At 65.7% G+C, this 17,121-nt stretch carries 14 protein-coding genes; 5 read left to right on the forward strand and 9 right to left on the reverse strand.

What is annotated here, in order from left to right; translation table 11 throughout:
- Positions 1-59 precede the first annotated feature (59 nt).
- Positions 60-521, reverse strand: coding sequence for a c-type cytochrome (locus AC5P57_RS05615; RefSeq protein ID WP_019661289.1), 462 nt, complete (start codon positions 519-521; stop codon positions 60-62).
- A 9-nt stretch (positions 522-530) separates the two neighbouring features.
- Positions 531-920, reverse strand: coding sequence for a c-type cytochrome (locus tag AC5P57_RS05620; protein WP_005413034.1), 390 nt, complete (start codon positions 918-920; stop codon positions 531-533).
- A gap of 205 nt (positions 921-1,125) precedes the next feature.
- On the opposite strand from AC5P57_RS05620, the gene AC5P57_RS05625 reads away from it, so the two are divergent.
- The 3 genes from AC5P57_RS05625 to AC5P57_RS05635 are packed head-to-tail and all read left to right on the forward strand — an operon-like array spanning position 1,126 to position 8,878.
- Complete coding sequence (locus tag AC5P57_RS05625) at positions 1,126-2,277, forward strand: efflux RND transporter periplasmic adaptor subunit (RefSeq protein WP_262235625.1); 1,152 nt, start codon at positions 1,126-1,128, stop codon at positions 2,275-2,277.
- Positions 2,274-5,795 (forward strand): efflux RND transporter permease subunit, encoded by a 3,522-nt coding sequence (locus AC5P57_RS05630; RefSeq protein ID WP_430542869.1) that lies wholly within the window; start codon positions 2,274-2,276, stop codon positions 5,793-5,795. Before AC5P57_RS05625 ends, AC5P57_RS05630 begins: the two co-directional genes overlap by 4 nt.
- The gene (locus AC5P57_RS05635; protein WP_262235626.1) at positions 5,792-8,878 is read left to right on the forward strand and encodes an efflux RND transporter permease subunit; all 3,087 of its coding nucleotides are present in this window, start codon (positions 5,792-5,794) and stop codon (positions 8,876-8,878) included. The genes AC5P57_RS05630 and AC5P57_RS05635 overlap by 4 nt, the downstream gene beginning before the upstream one ends.
- Positions 8,879-8,949: 71 nt before the next feature.
- Here the strand turns inward: AC5P57_RS05635 and AC5P57_RS05640 are convergent, their stop codons facing one another.
- The 7 genes from AC5P57_RS05640 to ykgO all read right to left on the reverse strand — a co-directional run bounded on the left by AC5P57_RS05640 (position 8,950) and on the right by ykgO (position 14,346).
- Entirely contained in the window at positions 8,950-9,795 is an 846-nt protein-coding gene (locus AC5P57_RS05640; protein ID WP_262235627.1) for a phytanoyl-CoA dioxygenase family protein, read from the reverse strand.
- A 51-nt stretch (positions 9,796-9,846) separates the two neighbouring features.
- Positions 9,847-11,079 (reverse strand): TraB/GumN family protein, encoded by a 1,233-nt coding sequence (locus AC5P57_RS05645; RefSeq protein ID WP_262235628.1) that lies wholly within the window; start codon positions 11,077-11,079, stop codon positions 9,847-9,849.
- Entirely contained in the window at positions 11,072-11,602 is a 531-nt protein-coding gene (locus AC5P57_RS05650) for a GNAT family N-acetyltransferase (protein WP_005409279.1), read from the reverse strand. Before AC5P57_RS05650 ends, AC5P57_RS05645 begins: the two co-directional genes overlap by 8 nt.
- A 14-nt stretch (positions 11,603-11,616) precedes the next feature.
- Positions 11,617-12,504 carry a carbon-nitrogen hydrolase gene (locus tag AC5P57_RS05655; protein WP_005409280.1) on the reverse strand — a complete coding sequence of 296 codons (888 nt, stop codon included), beginning with the start codon at positions 12,502-12,504 and terminating at the stop codon, positions 11,617-11,619.
- A gap of 163 nt (positions 12,505-12,667) precedes the next feature.
- The gene (locus tag AC5P57_RS05660; protein ID WP_262235629.1) at positions 12,668-13,705 is read right to left on the reverse strand and encodes an agmatine deiminase family protein; all 1,038 of its coding nucleotides are present in this window, start codon (positions 13,703-13,705) and stop codon (positions 12,668-12,670) included.
- Positions 13,706-13,744: 39 nt separating this feature from the next.
- Complete coding sequence (locus tag AC5P57_RS05665) at positions 13,745-14,044, reverse strand: hypothetical protein (RefSeq protein WP_428843477.1); 300 nt, start codon at positions 14,042-14,044, stop codon at positions 13,745-13,747.
- Positions 14,045-14,220: 176 nt separating this feature from the next.
- Entirely contained in the window at positions 14,221-14,346 is a 126-nt protein-coding gene (gene ykgO, locus AC5P57_RS05670) for a type B 50S ribosomal protein L36 (protein ID WP_005409283.1), read from the reverse strand.
- Between the two features lie 197 nt (positions 14,347-14,543).
- Between ykgO and cmk the strand changes: the two genes are divergently transcribed.
- Positions 14,544-15,221, forward strand: coding sequence for a (d)CMP kinase (gene cmk / locus AC5P57_RS05675; RefSeq protein WP_005409284.1), 678 nt, complete (start codon positions 14,544-14,546; stop codon positions 15,219-15,221).
- 198 nt (positions 15,222-15,419) lie between these two features.
- The gene (rpsA, locus tag AC5P57_RS05680) at positions 15,420-17,105 is read left to right on the forward strand and encodes a 30S ribosomal protein S1 (protein ID WP_262235630.1); all 1,686 of its coding nucleotides are present in this window, start codon (positions 15,420-15,422) and stop codon (positions 17,103-17,105) included.
- The last annotated feature ends 16 nt before the right edge of the window (positions 17,106-17,121 follow it).

The raw sequence follows: 17,121 nt of genomic DNA on the forward strand, positions 1-17,121 counted from the left end.
AATCATGGGAAGGTGCCCGCCCATGATTTTATTAAAAAGGATCTGGTGGCGGCTTACGGTCATTTGACCCCGTGCAGATCCCGCAGCTGGCTCGGCCGGCTGCCGAAATACGCGGCCAGATCGGCGATGTCCTGATCGCTAAGGTCCTTCGCCTGCGGCGTCATCAGCATGTGCTGGCGGTCACCGGCACGGTAGGCCTGCAGGGCATGGGCCAGGTAATCGCCATACTGCCCGCCCAGCTTGGGGTAGGTAGGGTCGATCGGCGCATTGCCGTCGGCCCCGTGGCAGTCGATGCAGCTCTGGTTGGTGGCCTTGCCCTTCACCTTGGCGCGGGCTTCACCGGCGGCCTCGCGGCCTGCAGGCAGGCCGGCCGAAGAAGAAGAACCGTGTTCGCCGCTGGCATGGCCCGGGTCGGCGGCGGATTTCTCGCTGTTTTCCACCTGCGACTGCGAACAGGCGGCCAGCAGCAGGGCAACGGACAGGGCGATGGCATGACGCATCGGATGCGCGGCTTTCGACATGGGCGGGCCTTACTTGACGGTGGACAGGTAAACAGAGAGATCGGCGATCTCCTGTTCGCTGAAGCTCATCGACTGCGCCTGCATCGTTGGATGCCGGCGCTTGCCCTGGCGGTACTCGGTCAGGGCCTGGGCCAGGTACTGCTGGGTCTGGCCGCCGATCTTCGGCACCCGGTAGCTGGGGTAGGCGTTTTTGTAGCCGGTGATGCCGTGGCACCCCTGGCAGGTGTAGGCCAACACGCGGCCATTGTCGAAGTTGCCGGTGGGCGCGGCAGGCGCCGGCGCGGCGGCAGGAGCCGGGGCCGGAGCGGGTGTGGCAGGAGCAGGAGCGGGCTGTGCGGCGGCCCCAAGGGGCAGGAGGACGGCCAGAGCGAGACAAGCGGCGAGCGGCTGCGGGCGCATGGTGTCGTTTCCGGGGATTCGGGTCTGGTCGTTCCGGCGTGGGGTACGGAACGACCCGAGTATAGCCCCAGGTTTCATCTAGCTGAAATGGGGTCGGTCCGACCGGTGGCGTGAAGGCACCATGACCTTTGGGATATGGTGTGGCCGTGAAGTGGTGCATTACTTTGCTACCACACCTGTCCACGCATCCTCCAGGGACCTGACGATGTCGCACCCAACCTTCCTGACCGGCCGCCGCAGCGGAATCTGCGCTGCCGCACTGCTGATCTCCACCTCCCTGCTGCTGGGCGGTTGCGCCGCAGGGCCCAATTCCGAAGCCAAGGCTGCCGAGACCAAGGAGGAGAAGAAGGTCGACGCGGTCCCGGTCGAGGTGGCAGTGGCCAGCCATCGTGCGGTCGCGGCCAGCTACACCGGCACCGCTGCACTGGAACCGCGCGCCGAATCGCAGGTCGTCGCCAAGACCTCGGGCGTGGCGCTGGCGGTGCTGGTCGAGGAAGGCCAGCGGGTGAGCGCCGGCCAGCCGCTGGTGCGCCTGGACCCGGACCGCGCACGCCTGGCCGTTGCCCAGAGCGAAGCGCAGATGCGCAAGCTGGAAAACAACTACCAGCGCGCCCAGAAACTGGTTGGCCAGCAGATGGTCAGTGCCGCCGATGTCGACCAGCTGCGCTTTGACCTGGAGAACGTCCGCGCGCAATACCGCCTGGCCACGCTGGAGCTGTCCTACACCACGGTGGTGGCGCCGATCTCCGGCGTGATCGCCTCGCGCTCGATCAAGACCGGCAACTTCGTGCAGATCAACACGCCGATCTTCCGCATCGTCGACAACTCGCGCCTGGAAGCCACCCTCAACGTGCCCGAGCGCGAACTGGCCACGCTGCGCGCCGGCCAGCCGGTGACGTTGGCTGCCGATGCGCTGCCGGGCCAGAGCTTCACCGGCACCGTCGATCGCATCGCGCCGGTGGTGGATTCGGGCAGCGGCACGTTTCGCGTGGTCAGTGCCTTCGATGGCGCCGCGCACGCGCTGCAGCCCGGCATGTTCGGGCGCATCCGCATCGATTACGACCAGCGTGCCGATGCGCTTGTGGTGCCGCGCCTGGCGCTGCTCGACGACGGTGAGCCGGCGGTGTTCCGGGTGCGCGAAGGCAAGGTCGCACGCGTTCCGGTCAAGCTGGGTTACGCCGAGGGCCCGTGGGTGGAGATCCGTGATGGCCTGGCGGCCGGTGATCAGGTGGTCACCGCCGGCAAGGTCGCACTGCGCGACGGTACCGCGGTGCAGGTGATCGCCGATCCGAAGGGCAAGGCGAAGACGGTCGCAGCGGCCCCCACGCCGGCAGACAAGGCCGGGAGCAAGCAATGACCGCCCCGGGCCACGACCACGGTGCCTCGCCGGCGAGCGACGGCGCCGCCGCCGGCATGCGCGGCGGCCTGGTGGAATTCGCCACCCGCCGCCGCGTGACCATCGCCATGTGCACGGTCACGCTGCTGCTGTTCGGCCTGATCGCGCTGGGCAACCTCAAGGTCAACCTGCTGCCCGACCTGAGCTACCCGACGCTGACCGTGCGCACCGAATACACCGGTGCGGCGCCGACCGAAATCGAAGCCCTGATCACCCAGCCGGTCGAAGAAGCGGTCGGCGTGGTCAAGAACCTGCGCAAGCTGAAGTCGGTCTCGCGCACCGGCCAGAGCGATGTGGTGCTGGAGTTCGCCTGGGGCACCAACATGGACCAGGCCAGCCTGGAGGTGCGCGACAAGATGGAAGCGCTGAACCTGCCACTGGAGGCCAAGGCCCCGGTGCTGCTGCGCTTCAATCCGTCCACCGAGCCGATCATGCGCCTGGTGCTGTCGAGCAAGGACGCGCCGGCCACCGATGCCGATGCGATCCGCGAGCTGACCGGCCTGCGCCGCTATGCCGATGAAGACCTGAAGAAGAAGCTGGAGCCGGTTGCCGGCGTGGCGGCGGTCAAGGTCGGTGGCGGCCTGGAGGATGAGATCCAGGTCGACATCGACCAGCAGAAGCTGGCCCAGTTGAACCTGCCGATCGACACCGTCATCAAGCGCCTGAAGGACGAGAACATCAACATCTCCGGCGGTCGCCTGGAGGAGGGTTCGCAGCGCTTCCTGGTGCGTACCGTCAACCAGTTCGCCGATCTGGAGGAAATCCGCAACCTGCTGGTCACCACCCAGGCGTCGAACGGCAGTGCGGCGGACTCGGCACTGCAGCAGATGTTCAACATCGCCGCATCGACCGGCTCTGCGGCGGCCATCGCGGCGGCGTCGGCGGCGCAGAGCGCATCGTCCGGTGGTGGCTCCAGCGTGGTCGCCAACGGTGTGCCGGTGCGCCTGAAGGACGTGGCCACCGTGCGCCAGGGCTACAAGGAGCGTGAAGCGGTGATCCGCCTGGGCGGCAAGGAATCGGTCGAACTGGCGATCTACAAGGAAGGCGACGCCAATACCGTGTCCACCGCCGAAGCGCTGCGCAAGCGCCTGGAGCAGATCAAGGCCACGTTCCCCTCCGATGTCGAGATGACCACCATCGAGGACCAGTCGCGCTTCATCGAACACGCCATCGCCGACGTCAAGAAGGATGCGGTGATCGGCGGCCTGCTGGCGATCCTGATCATCTTCCTGTTCCTGCGCGATGGCTGGAGCACGTTCGTGATCAGCCTGTCGCTGCCGGTCTCGATCATCGCCACGTTCTTCTTCATGGGCCAGTTGGGCCTGAGCTTGAACGTGATGTCGCTGGGTGGCCTGGCACTGGCCACCGGCCTGGTGGTGGACGATTCGATCGTGGTACTGGAGAGCATCGCCAAGGCCCGCGAGCGTGGCCTGGGCATCCTGCAGGCGGCGATTGCCGGTACCCGCGAAGTGAGCATGGCGGTGGTCGCCTCGACCCTGACCACCATCGCGGTGTTCCTGCCGCTGGTGTTCGTCGACGGCATCGCCGGCCAGCTGTTCCGCGACCAGGCACTGACCGTGGCGATCGCCATTGCGATCTCGCTGCTGGTATCGATGACACTGATCCCGATGCTCAGCTCGCTGAAGGGGCGGCCGCCGCTGGCGTTCCCGGAAGAAGCACCGAACGAACCGTGGCAGCCGCAGAACCGCTGGCAGAAGCCGGTGGCACTGGGGCGTCGTGGTGCCGTCGCAACCGCACGCTGGAGCTTCTATGCGCTGGCCTGGCTGGTCGTGCGTGCGTGGCGTGGCGTGGTGGCGGTGGTCGGCCCGGTGATGCGCAAGGCCAGCGATCTGGCGATGAAGCCCTACGCCGGTGCCGAGCGCGGCTATCTGCGCCTGCTGCCGAACGCGTTGGCGCATCCGGGCAAGGTACTGGGCGTGGCCACCATCATCTTCGTGGCGACCATGGCGCTGGTGCCGATGCTCGGTGCCGACCTGATCCCGCAGCTGGCGCAGGATCGTTTCGAAATGACGGTGAAGCTGCCGGCCGGCACGCCGCTGAAGCAGACCGATGCGCTGGTGCGCGAGCTGCAGCTGGCCCACGGCAACGGCGAGGGCGTGGCCTCGCTGTACGGCGTCAGTGGCAGCGGCACCCGCCTGGATGCCAGCCCGACCGAGAGCGGCGAGAACATCGGCAAGCTGACCGTGGTGATGGAAGGCGGTGGCAACGCGCGTACCGAAGCGGAGATCACCGAGCGCCTGCGTGACAGCATGGGCCAGCATCCGGGTGCACAGGTCGACTTCGCGCGGCCGGCGTTGTTCAGCTTCTCCACGCCGCTGGAAATCGAGCTGCGCGGGCAGGACATGGCGACGCTGGAAGTGGCTGGCCAGCGCCTGGCGGCGATGCTGCGTGGCAATGCGCACTACGCCGACGTGAAGTCCACGGTGGAAGAGGGCTTCCCGGAAATCCAGATCCGCTTCGACCAGGAACGCGCCGGTGCACTGGGCCTGACCACCCGCCAGATCGCCGATGTGGTGGTGAAGAAGGTGCGTGGTGATGTCGCCACCCGTTACAGCTTCCGTGACCGCAAGATCGACGTGCTGGTGCGTGCGCAGGAAGGTGATCGTGCCAGCGTGGAAAGCATCCGTCGGCTGATCGTCAATCCGGGCAGCACCCGCCCGGTGACGCTGGACGCGGTGGCCGATGTGGTGGCCACCACTGGCCCGAGCGAGATCCATCGCGCCGACCAGACCCGCGTCGCTGTCGTGTCGGCCAACCTGCGCGATATCGATCTGGGCGCGGCCATGCGCGAAGTGCAGCAGATGGTGGCCGAGCAACCGCTGGGCGCGGGTGTCGGCCTGCACATCGGCGGCCAGGGCGAGGAACTGGCACAGGCGGCGAAGTCGCTGATCTTCGCCTTCGGCCTGGCGATCTTCCTGGTCTACCTGGTGATGGCCTCGCAGTTCGAATCGCTGCTGCATCCGTTCGTGATCCTGTTCACCATCCCGCTGGCGCTGGTCGGCGCGATCCTGGCGCTGATGCTGACCGGCAAGCCCATCTCGGTGGTGGTGTTCATCGGCCTGATCCTGCTGGTCGGCCTGGTCACCAAGAACGCGATCATCCTGATCGACAAGGTGAACCAGCTGCGCGAGGCCGGCGTGGCCAAGCATGAGGCCCTGGTGGAAGGTGCACGCTCGCGCCTGCGGCCGATCATCATGACCACGCTGTGCACGTTGTTCGGCTTCCTGCCGCTGGCGGTGGCGATGGGCGAGGGCGCAGAAGTGCGTGCACCGATGGCGATCACCGTGATCGGCGGCCTGCTGGTGTCGACCCTGCTCACCCTGCTGGTGATCCCGGTGGTCTACGACCTGATGGATCGCCGCGGTGATGCCTATTACCGCGAGCGTGGCCGCAAGCACACCGGTGAGATCGAGCCGGGTGCGGCGGGCAGCGCGGCGGGTGCGGAGGAACCGGCATGAGTGTTGCCGAGTTCTCCATCCGCCGTCCGGTCACCACCATCATGTGTTTCGTGTCACTGGTGGTGATCGGCCTGATCGCCTCGTTCCGGCTGCCGCTGGAGGCGCTGCCGGACATCTCCGCGCCGTTCCTGTTCGTGCAGATTCCCTATACCGGGTCGACCCCGGAGGAAGTGGAGCGGACCATCATTCGACCGGTCGAAGAGTCGCTGGCGACGATGACTGGCATCAAGCGCATGCGCTCGTCGGCCACCTCCGAAGCGGCACTGATCTTCATCGAGTTCAGCGACTGGGACCGCGACATCGCCATCGCCGCCTCCGATGCACGCGAGCGCATCGATGCGATCCGCAGCGACCTGCCCGATGACCTGCAGCGCTACAACGTGTTCAAGTGGTCCAGCAGCGACCAGCCGGTGCTGAAGGTGCGCCTGGCCAGCACCACCGACCTGACCACCGCCTACGACATGCTCGACCGCGAGTTCAAGCGGCGCATCGAGCGCATTCCCGGCGTGGCCCGCGTTGACATCACCGGCGCACCGCCGAATGAGGTGGAGATCGCCATCGATCCGAACCGGCTCAATGCGCACGGGTTGAGCATCAATGAGCTGAGCGAGCGCCTGCGCACGCTGAACTTCTCGATCTCGGCCGGGCAGATCGATGACAACGGCCAGCGCGTGCGCGTGCAGCCGGTAGGTGAGATCACCGACCTGCAGGAGATGCGCGACCTGGTGATCAACGCCAAGGGCCTGCGCCTGGGGGATATCGCCGACGTGCGCCTGAAACCGGCGCGGATGAATTACGGGCGTCGCCTGGACGGCAACCCGGCCGTCGGCCTGGACATTTTCAAGGAGCGCAGTGCCAACCTGGTGGAGGTATCGCGCGCGGCGCTGGCCGAGGTTGAAGCGATCCGCGCGGAGCCGTCGATGCGCGACGTGCAGATCAAGGTGATCGACAACCAGGGCAAGGCGGTGACCTCCTCGCTGCTTGAGCTGGCCGAGGCCGGTGCGGTCGGCCTAATCCTGTCGATCACGGTGCTGTTCTTCTTCCTGCGCCATTGGCCGTCCACGCTGATGGTGACCCTGGCCATTCCGATCTGCTTCACCATCACCCTGGGTTTCATGTACTTCGTCGGGGTGACGCTGAACATCCTGACCATGATGGGCCTGCTGCTGGCGGTGGGCATGCTGGTCGACAACGCCGTGGTGGTGGTGGAGAGCATCTACCAGGAGCGCGAGCGCATGCCCGGGCAGCCGCGGCTGGCCTCGATCATCGGCACCCGCAACGTGGCCATCGCGCTCAGCGCCGGCACGCTGTGCCACTGCATCGTGTTCGTGCCGAACCTGTTCGGCGAGACCAACAACATCAGCATCTTCATGGCGCAGATCGCGATCACCATCTCGGTCTCGCTGCTGGCCTCGTGGCTGGTTGCGGTCAGCCTGATCCCGATGCTGTCCGCGCGCATGGCCACGCCCAAGCTGGTGCACTCGCAGACCGGCCTGATCGCGCGGCTGCAGCGCCGCTACGCCAAGCTGCTGGACTGGTCGCTGCACCATCGCGGCTGGAGCCTGCTTGGCATCGTGCTGGTGGTGCTGGTCAGCCTGGTGCCAATGAAGCTGACCAAGGTCGACATGTTCGGCGGGGATGGCGGCAAGGACATCTTCATCGGCTACATGTGGAAGGGCGCATACACCTATCGGCAGATGTCCGAGGAAGTGGCGCGTGTGGAGAACTGGATCGACGCCAACCGCGAACGCCTGCACGTCAAGCAGGTGTACTCCTGGTACAGCGAGCAGGAAGGCAGCTCGACCGTGGTCACCCTGGACGAGAAGTACGCCAAGGACATCAAGGCGCTGCAGGAAGAACTACGCAAGGGCCTGCCGAAGTCGGCGCGTACCGATTATTTCGTCGGCAACCAGGGCGGCGATGGCGGTGGTGGCGGCAACCAGGGCGTGCAGGTGCAGCTGGTCGGCGACTCAAGTTCGATGCTGCAGGAGATCGGCCAGGAAGTGGTGCCGCTGCTGGCCCAGCGTGCCGAGCTGCGCGACGTGCGCATCGACAATGGCGAGAAGGGCGGCGAGCTGAAGGTACGCGTCGACCGCGAGCGTGCGGCGGCGTTCGGCTTCAACGCCGAACAGGTGGCCAGCTTCGTCGGCCTGGCCCTGCGCGGTGCACCGATGCGCGAGTTCCGCCGTGGCGACAACGAAGTGCCGGTGTGGGTGCGTTTCGCTGGTGCCGAGCAGAGCAGCCCGGAAGACCTGGCCGGCTTCAGCGTGCGTACCGGCGATGGCCGCAGCGTGCCACTGCTGAGCCTGGTCAGCGTTGACGTCGGCTCCTCGGCCACCCAGATCGGACGCACCAACCGCCAGACCACGCTGACCATCAAGGCCAACCTGGCCGAGAAGGTCACCGCGCCGGATGGCCGCAAGGCGATGGAGTCCGTGCTCAAGCCGATGAACTTCCCGGCCGGCTATGGTTTCACCTTCGACGGCGGCGACTACGGCAACGACGACGAAGCGATGCAGCAGATGGTGTTCAACCTGCTGATCGCGCTGGTGATGATCTACGTGGTGATGGCGGCGGTGTTCGAGTCGTTGCTGTTCCCGGCGGCGATCATGAGCGGCGTGCTGTTCTCGATCTTCGGCGTGTTCTGGTTGTTCTGGATCACCGGCACTTCGTTCGGGATCATGTCCTTCATCGGCATCCTGGTGCTGATGGGCGTGGTGGTGAACAACGGCATCGTGATGATCGAGCACATCAACAACCTGCGGCGCGGCGGCATGGGCCGAACGCAGGCACTGGTTGAAGGCTCGCGCGAGCGCCTGCGGCCAATCATGATGACGATGGGCACGGCGATCCTGGCGATGGTGCCGATCTCGTTGACCAATACGCAGATGTTCGGCAACGGCCCGGAGTACGCACCGATGGCGCGCGCGATTGCCGGCGGCCTGGCGTTCTCGACCGTGGTCAGCCTGCTGTTCCTGCCGACGATCTATGCGGTGCTCGATGACCTGCGCAATGCCGTGACGCGGCTGATCCGTCGCGCGCGTGGAGTGGAGATGGTAGAGCCGGGCGCTGCCCGGCTGTAATGCGCGACAACGTGTTGTGGTGTGGGGGAGGCCGGTCGTAGTGGGGCGGCCTCCCCCTTTTTCCGGTCGGGTCAGGCCCTGCGCAGGAACCAGGTCCGGCGCGTGTACTCGTGACCGAAATCCACCTGCCCGAACCGTGCGATCTCACGCTGGCCACGCCGGTAATAGCGCCAGGGCGCTTTGGCCAGCGGAGGGGTTTGCCCGTAGAAAACATCCATGTGGCCCACGGGCATCGACTTCGGGGTCACGTGCATGACCACGCTGCGACGGGTTCCGGCAGAGGGATGCGGGGCACCGCCATGGAACAACTGCGGGTGCCAGACGATCACATCGCCCGGTTGCACGTGCACCGACTGCGGCTTCAGGCCAGCGTCTTCGCACTGGCGCGCAACCGCATCCTGATAGGCGGTCCAGCCCTCCGGCGACATGGCGCTGATCGGGCCGTCGCCGAAGACCTCGTGTCGCAGCGCCTGTACATCAATTGGCGGCAGCAGGTGGCTGCCCGGGACCACGCGCAATGGACCATTGCTTTCATCAACCGGATCCAGCGCGGTCCACACCCCCATGTAGCGCTCGCCCGGGGAGGTGCAGAATACTGGCGTATCACGATGCAACGGCTGTTCCGAGCCGCGCTCGTAGTAGAGGCTGGTGTAGAGCGTGGTCGGTTCGCCGAGGAAGCGATCGCAGACGTCGATGGCCGGATTGTCAGTGAGCAGGCGGGTCATCGCATCCACCGCAAGGTGCAGGTTGACGATCCGATACATGCGCTTGTGATCGTCAAGGTTTCGCGACACCGCCTTTGGATTGCGCTGCTTGAAGCGCGCGATGCGCTCGTTGATGTCCTGGACCAGTGCGGGTGCAATCGCCTGGCGCACCACCACGAAACCATCGCGCATCAGCGCATCGTATGCATCCATTGGAGTGTTCCTTCCTTAAACGCCAAGTATAGCCACGAGTGTTGGGGGGGGTTATCCCGCCACCTTGCCCCACACCTTGAACGTGGTCAGCCACAGGCCGAGCATGCTGCCGATGTTGGTCAGCATGAAGGTCAGCACCACGCGGGTGACGCGGTTGCGGTACCAGCCCTTCAGGCTCTGCGCATCGTCGCGCAGCTTGAGGAAGTCCTCGTACGCCGGCTTGCGCAGGCGTGCTTCCACCAGCGCCGAGAACGCGCCGGTCGGGATGCTCAGGCGGAACGGCTTGAACGGGGCCACCGCGATCGCGGTGAGGATGCTCAGCGGATGGCCGCCGGCCAGCAGGCAGCCCAGGCCCGCCAGGCCGCCGGTATACATCGCCCAGGTCGCCAGCAGTTCGGTGCCCACGCCCAGCCCGCCGCGGTAGAAGCCCACGCCGATACCGGTCGCCACGATCGCCAGGATGCCCAGCGTGAACCACGGAATGTTGCGCTTCTTCGGCACCGCTTCCAGCTCGGCGCGTAGCGGTGCCGGTGCCTCGGTATCGGTTTCCAGGTAGCGCGCCAGGCCTGCAAGGTGACCCGCACCGACAACCGCCAGCACTTCACGCTGCTGCGGGTCGTGTTCCTCGCGCAGGCGCGTGGCCATGTAGCGGTCGCGCTCGCCGATGATGGTCTCGTACAGCGCCGGGCTCTCGCTGGCGAACTCGCCGAAGCTCGACTCCAGCATGTCGCCCTGCTTGAGCTTCTCGATTTCGTTTTCGCCCACTTCCTCGGACGAGAACAGGCCGGCGCCAAGCCCGGCGACCAGCTTCAGCTTGCCGAAGAAGCCCAGCCGCTGCGAGGCACGACGGAAGGTCAGGCCGACTTCGCGGTCGATCAGGTGCACCGGCAGGTTGCGTTCGCGCGCCAGCTCCACCGCACGCTTCAGCTCGGCGCCGGGCTCAATGTCGAGCTGTTCGGCCAGGCGGCGCTGGTAGGCGGACAGGGCCAGGTTGGCGGCGAACAGGGCGACGCGGCCCTTGCGGATCACCTCGACCAGGTCGAGCTTGGCCAGCGTGTCCGGATCGCTCAGCGCCTGCAGGCGTTGCGGGTCCAGTTCAACGGCCACCGCATCGAAACGGCAACTGTCGATCGCTTTCTCCACGGCTTCAACGCTGGCGCGCGAAACATGGGCGGTGCCCAGCAGGGTGTAGCGTACGCCGTCGCGTTCGACGACGCGCACCGGCTGGCCGGCGAACAGGTCGTCGCCGGTCTCGGAAAGGGTTTCGGTCATGGGTTCATTCATTGGAAGGTGCGGTGTCGGCGCCATCGCCGAGCGCGCGCTGCATCTGCACGGTATCCAGCCAGCGGCCATGCTTGCGGCCGAGGCCACGGAACACGCCCACCAGCTCGAAGCCGAAGCGTTCGTGCAGCTTGATTGAAGCGGTGTTGGTCGGTTCGCCGATCACGGCCACCATCTGCCGGTAGCCACGCGCCACGCAGGCATCGATCAAGGCCTGCAGCAGGCCCGTGCCGACGCCTTTGCCCTGGAACGCGGCATCGACGTAGACCGAGTTCTCCACGGTCCACTGGTAGGCAACGCGGGTGCGGTAGGTGTTGGCGTAGGCATAGCCGGCCACCTGGCCGTCGATCTCGGCAACCAGGTAGGGGAAGCCGCGGTCGATGATGTCGCGCATGCGGCGCAGCATCTCGGACGCGTCCGGGATGTCGTACTCGTAAGTGTTGACGAAGTCGGTCACTTCCACCGCGTAGATTGCGGTGATCGCGGCGATGTCGGCCGGGCCGGCATCACGGATGAGGACGGCCATGCGCGGGCTCCGGCTCAGTCGATGTAGCGCTTGAGCAGGTCACCGTACGCGTCGATGCGACGGTCGCGCAGGAACGGCCAGATGCGGCGCACGTGCTCGCTGCGCTGCAGGTCGACATCGCACAGCAGCACGGTGGCATCGGTGCCGGCTTCGGCCAGGAACTCGCCCTGCGGGCCCAGCACGTGGCTGTTACCCCAGAACTGGATGCCCGACGCGCCCAGCGGCGAGGCCTCGTGGCCGACGCGGTTGCAGCTCAGCACCGGCAGGCCGTTGGCCACGGCGTGGCCGCGGTGGCTCAGCACCCAGGCGTCGCGCTGGCGGGTCTTCTCGTCCTGCACATCGTCCGGGTCCCAGCCGATCGCGGTGGGGTAGAGCAGCAGCTCGGCACCGGCCAGCGCCATCAGGCGCGCCGCTTCCGGGTACCACTGGTCCCAGCACACCAGCACGCCAAGGCGACCGACCGAAGTATCGATCGGCTTGAAGCCGATGTCGCCCGGGGTGAAGTAGAACTTCTCGTAGAAGCCCGGATCGTCCGGGATGTGCATCTTGCGGTACTTGCCGAGCAGCGTACCGTCCTTCTCGAACACCACCGCGGTGTTGTGGTACAGGCCGGCAGCGCGGCGCTCGAACAGCGAGCCGACCAGCACCACGCCATGCTTCTTCGCCAGCGCACCCAGGCGCTCGGTGCTCGGGCCCGGAATCGGTTCGGCCAGGTCGAATTCGTCCACCGATTCGTGCTGGCAGAAGTACGGACCGTTATGCAGTTCCTGCAGCAGCACCAGTTTCGCGCCCTGCGCAGCCGCCTCGGCCACGCGTGCTTCGATCACCGCCAGGTTGGCGGCGGCATCACCGTGGTTGCGCTCCTGGATCAGGGCGACGGTAAGGGGGCTGCGCGAGTTCATGCGGGGCGTTCCTGCGGGGGAAAACCAGCATGTTAGCGCGGATGGACGGCGACGGCGTGTCGCGCGCTGAATGGGTGCTGGGTAGTGCCGGCCGCTGGCCGGCAATCCCGTCAATCCATCAGGCAGTGCAGGGTTGCCGGCCAGCGGCCGGCACTACCAATCCTCAGGCCTTCAACAACCCTGCCGGCAGCTGCATGGTGATGCAGTGCAGGCTGCCGTTCTGCCAGATCAGCGAACGGCAGGGCACCTGCACGATCTCGCGGCCCGGGTGCGCCTGGGCCAGCACGTCGCGGGCCAGGTCGTCGGCCGGATCGCCGTAGGCCGGCATCAGCACTGCGCCATTGACGATCAGATAGTTCGCGTACGACGCAGCCAGGCGGCGGCCTTCGTCGATCACCGGCTGTGCCCACGGCAGCGGGAACAGGCGGTACGGCTGGCCATCCTTGGTACGCAGCGCCGCAAGCTCATTGCCCATCGCCTGCAGTTCGGCGTAGTGCGAGTCGCTCTCGTCGTCGCAGGCCTGGTAGACGATGCTGTCAGCCGAGGCGAAGCGGGCGAGGGTGTCGATATGCGCGTCGGTGTCGTCGCCTTCCAGATAACCGTGGTCCAGCCACAGTACGCGGTCCTGCTGCAGCCAATCGGCCAGGTCGGCGCTCAGGCTGGCGCGGTCGCGGTCCGGGTGGCGCTCGTGCAGGCACTTCCAGGTGGTCAGCAGGGTGCCTTCACCGTCGGTTTCGATGCCGCCGCCTTCCAGCGCGAACGGAATGCTGCGCACCGGCGCATCGTTGAACACGCCAGCCTGGTCCAGCACGCCCACCAACTGGTCATCCAGGGTGGCATCGAACTTGCCGCCCCAGCCGGTGAAGCGGAAATCCAGCAGCTGGAACCCGCCGTCGGCACGGCGCAGGGTGATCGGGCCGGAGTCGCGCAGCCAGGTATCGTCGTAGGCCGCCGTGGTGAAGTGGACCTTTTCCATGTCGATGCGGTTGGAGCGCAGCCGCATCTCGGCGTAGGTCTCCACGTCATCGTCGGCCACGCAGATCAGCACCGGCTGGAAGCGGGTGATGGCCGCGACCAGGGCGATGTAGGTCTCTTCCACCTGGCCCAGGCGGTCAGCCCAGTCGGTGTCGGCGGTGGGCCAGGCAATCAGGACGCCGCTCTGGGCTTCCCACTCGGCAGGAAAACGAAGGGTCTGGTTCATGGTCTCGCTACACAGGCCCGCCCACGGCGGGTAAAGGGATCAACGGATCGGCGGTTTCGGGCCGATTTCGTTCGGGTCCGCCTGGTTGGCCACCACGTCGATCACCTTCTGCTTCTCGAAGTAGACGGTGAACTGCGGGTACACCCAGCGGTTGATGGTCGGCCATTGCCGCTTCTGCCCGCCACGCGGCTGCAGCTGCTCGCTCGGCGCGCCGAACTGCGCCTGCACCTGCTGCATGCTCTGGCCGCGCACGGGCAGGGTACCGGCCGGCTTCTCGCGGGCACGGTCGACAAGCAGGGTATCGGCCAGCGCCGGCGTGGCGGCGGCCAGGGTGGCCATCACGGCCAGGGCGGACAGGTAACGCTTCATCTCGATCTACTCCCCAGTGGTCAAGAAAGGCGATTACAGCAAAAACGGCAGGAAAAAGCCGCATAAACAAAAAACCGCCCGAAGGCGGCTTTTTGCATCGGGTCGGCCCCGCGTAGGGCCAGCCGCAGCCGCGAAGGCTGTTGGGCTTAGCGCTGACGCGCCTTGAAACGCGGGTTCGACTTGCAGATGACGAAGATCTTGCCACGACGACGCACGACCTTGCAGTCACGGTGACGGGCCTTCGCCGACTTCAGGGAGGACAGGACTTTCATGGCATACCTCGGCGTAAACAGTAGTTGTTCGGGTGGAGCGTGGCCGCGATATGCGAAAGACAATCGGCAGTTGACGCTCGTTCAAGCCCGCCATTCTACCGGGCTTTTCCTCATGGTTTCAAGTGGTTGCACAAAAGATCCCGCTGGGGGCGTCTGGCAGGGGCTAGAATGACCCATTCACACGCTCTGGGAACCCCATGAATCCACTCGCTCCCGTCCTGACCATCGACGGCCCTTCAGGGGCTGGCAAGGGTACCATCAGCCGCATCATCGCGCGCCGGATGGGCTGGCATTACCTGGATTCGGGCGCGCTGTACCGGGCAGTGGGCGTGGCCGCAAGCTGGGCCGACATCGATACCTCCGATGCCTCGGCACTGGTGCGCTGCACCTTCGACACCCATGTTCAGTTTGTTGAACAGGGTGAGTCGATGCGGGTCATGGTCAATGGCACCGATGCCACCGACGAGCTGCGCCTGGAGACCACCGGCGCACTGGCCTCGGCCATCGCCGCCATTCCCGAGGTCCGGGCCGCCCTGAAGGAGCGCCAGCGCGCATTCAGGGAGCTGCCCGGCCTGGTTGCCGACGGTCGCGACATGGGCACGGTGATCTTCAAGGACGCCCCCTACAAGGTCTTCCTGACCGCCAGTGCCGAGGAGCGCGCCGAGCGCCGGCATAAGCAGTTGAAAGACAAGGGGGTTTCTGTTAACTTTGATGACCTCCTGCGCGAGATCATGGCCCGCGACGCCCGTGATGCTCAGCGTACCGTGGCGCCCCTGAAGCCGGCAGACGATGCTGTCCTCATCGACACCACAGGCATCGGCATCGATGATGTCGTTGCCCGAGTGATGGATCTGCTTCCGGTTCCGGCTGCCTGATCCGTTCGCGCGGGAGCACTGCCAGCAGCATCGGTGGTGGTCGCGCAAAGCAGTGCTGTACCAGCTCCGTCGCGCAATGATGCGTGGCGGTTTTCCTACTACACACGACCTGCGTTTCCGGGGTCGACCAACAGGCGGGCGGTCGCCATTCCCCTGAAGGGGACGCCACCGACCCATGTGTCCAACAGAGTAAATCTAATGACCGAATCATTTGCCGAACTGTTTGAAGCCAGCCAGGCCAACCTGGCCAAGCTGAAGCCGGGCGCCATCGTCAGCGGTACCGTTGTTGAAGTCCGCGGCGACGTCGTGGTGATCAACGCTGGCCTGAAGTCCGAAGGCATCGTGCCGATCGAACAGTTCCGTAACGACGCTGGCGAAATCGACGTCGCCGAAGGCGACATCGTCAAGGTCGCCCTCGACTCGATCGAGAACGGCTTCGGCGAAACCGTCCTGTCGCGCGAGAAGGCCAAGCGCGCGATGGTGTGGGACGAGCTGGAAGAAGCGTTGGAAAAGAACGAAACCATCACCGGCCGCATCAGCGGCAAGGTCAAGGGTGGTTTCACCGTGGACATCAAGGATGTCCGCGCCTTCCTGCCGGGTTCCCTGGTCGATGTGCGCCCGGTGCGCGATCCGGCCTACCTGGAAGGCAAGGAACTCGAGTTCAAGCTCATCAAGCTGGACCGCAAGCGTAACAACGTCGTGGTCTCGCGCCGCGCTGTCGTCGAAAGCGAGCACTCGGAAGAGCGCGAGCAGCTGATGGACAAGCTGCAGGAAGGCGCGATCCTGAAGGGTGTCGTCAAGAACCTGACCGATTACGGCGCGTTCGTGGACCTGGGCGGTATCGACGGCCTGCTGCACATCACCGACATGGCGTGGAAGCGCGTGCGTCACCCGTCGGAAGTCGTGAACGTCGGCGACGAGCTGGACGTCCGCGTGCTGAAGTTCGACCGCGAGCGCAACCGCGTTTCGCTGGGCCTGAAGCAGCTGGGCGAGGATCCGTGGGACAACATCGGCCGTCGTTACCCGGCCAACAGCCGCGTCTTCGGCAAGGTCTCCAACGTCACCGATTACGGTGCGTTCGTTGAGATCGAGCCGGGCGTCGAAGGCCTGGTGCACGTCTCCGAGATGGATTGGACCAACAAGAACGTCAACCCGTCCAAGGTTGTCCAGGTTGGTGATGAAGTCGAAGTGATGGTGCTGGACGTCGATGAAGAGCGTCGCCGTATCTCGCTGGGCATGAAGCAGGTTGCCGCCAATCCGTGGGAAACCTTCGCTGCCACCCACAAGAAGGGTGACAAGGTGTCGGGCCAGATCAAGTCGATCACCGACTTCGGCATCTTCATCGGCCTGGACGGCGGCATCGACGGCCTGGTCCACCTGTCCGACATCAGCTGGAACACCACCGGCGAAGACGTCGTTCGCAACTTCAAGAAGGGCGATACCCTGGACGCCGTCGTCCTGGCTGTCGATCCGGAGCGCGAGCGCATCTCCCTGGGCGTGAAGCAGCTGGAGCAGGATCCGTTCGGCCAGTACATGGCTGCCAATCCGAAGGGCTCCAAGGTCGACGGCGTGGTGAAGGAAGTCGACGCCAAGGGCGCGATCATCGAGCTGGCTGACGGCATCGAAGGTTACGTCTCGGCCCGCGACATCGCCAACGAGCGCGTTGACGACGCCACCCAGCACCTGAAGGTCGGCGACAAGATCGAAGCCAAGTTCGTGGGCATGGACCGCAAGGGCCGTACCCTGCAGCTGTCGATCAAGGCCAAGGATGACGCGGAAATGCGCGAAGTGCTGGAGGAATACCAGTCCTCTTCGGCTTCCAGCGGCACCACCCAGCTGGGCGCGCTGCTGCGTGCACAGCTGAACGGCAACAAGTCCGAGTAATCGGCCTTACGCTGTT

Source organism: Stenotrophomonas sp. YJH_SMC_79 (genome assembly GCF_059367995.1).

Bases quoted from the DNA above. Each gene is read 5' to 3' on its own strand.
- AC5P57_RS05660 (WP_262235629.1), bottom strand. From the start codon at position 13,705: ATGAACCAGACCCTTCGTTTTCCTGCCGAGTGGGAAGCCCAGAGCGGC.
- AC5P57_RS05625 (WP_262235625.1), top strand. From the start codon at position 1,126: ATGTCGCACCCAACCTTCCTGACCGGCCGCCGCAGCGGAATCTGCGCT.
- ykgO (WP_005409283.1), bottom strand. From the start codon at position 14,346: ATGAAAGTCCTGTCCTCCCTGAAGTCGGCGAAGGCCCGTCACCGTGAC.
- AC5P57_RS05655 (WP_005409280.1), bottom strand. From the start codon at position 12,504: ATGAACTCGCGCAGCCCCCTTACCGTCGCCCTGATCCAGGAGCGCAAC.
- rpsA (WP_262235630.1), top strand. From the start codon at position 15,420: ATGACCGAATCATTTGCCGAACTGTTTGAAGCCAGCCAGGCCAACCTG.
- AC5P57_RS05615 (WP_019661289.1), bottom strand. From the start codon at position 521: ATGTCGAAAGCCGCGCATCCGATGCGTCATGCCATCGCCCTGTCCGTT.
- AC5P57_RS05645 (WP_262235628.1), bottom strand. From the start codon at position 11,079: ATGAATGAACCCATGACCGAAACCCTTTCCGAGACCGGCGACGACCTG.
- AC5P57_RS05630 (WP_430542869.1), top strand. From the start codon at position 2,274: ATGACCGCCCCGGGCCACGACCACGGTGCCTCGCCGGCGAGCGACGGC.
- AC5P57_RS05665 (WP_428843477.1), bottom strand. From the start codon at position 14,044: ATGGCCACCCTGGCCGCCGCCACGCCGGCGCTGGCCGATACCCTGCTT.
- AC5P57_RS05635 (WP_262235626.1), top strand. From the start codon at position 5,792: ATGAGTGTTGCCGAGTTCTCCATCCGCCGTCCGGTCACCACCATCATG.
- AC5P57_RS05650 (WP_005409279.1), bottom strand. From the start codon at position 11,602: ATGGCCGTCCTCATCCGTGATGCCGGCCCGGCCGACATCGCCGCGATC.
- AC5P57_RS05640 (WP_262235627.1), bottom strand. From the start codon at position 9,795: ATGGATGCATACGATGCGCTGATGCGCGATGGTTTCGTGGTGGTGCGC.
- AC5P57_RS05620 (WP_005413034.1), bottom strand. From the start codon at position 920: ATGCGCCCGCAGCCGCTCGCCGCTTGTCTCGCTCTGGCCGTCCTCCTG.
- cmk (WP_005409284.1), top strand. From the start codon at position 14,544: ATGAATCCACTCGCTCCCGTCCTGACCATCGACGGCCCTTCAGGGGCT.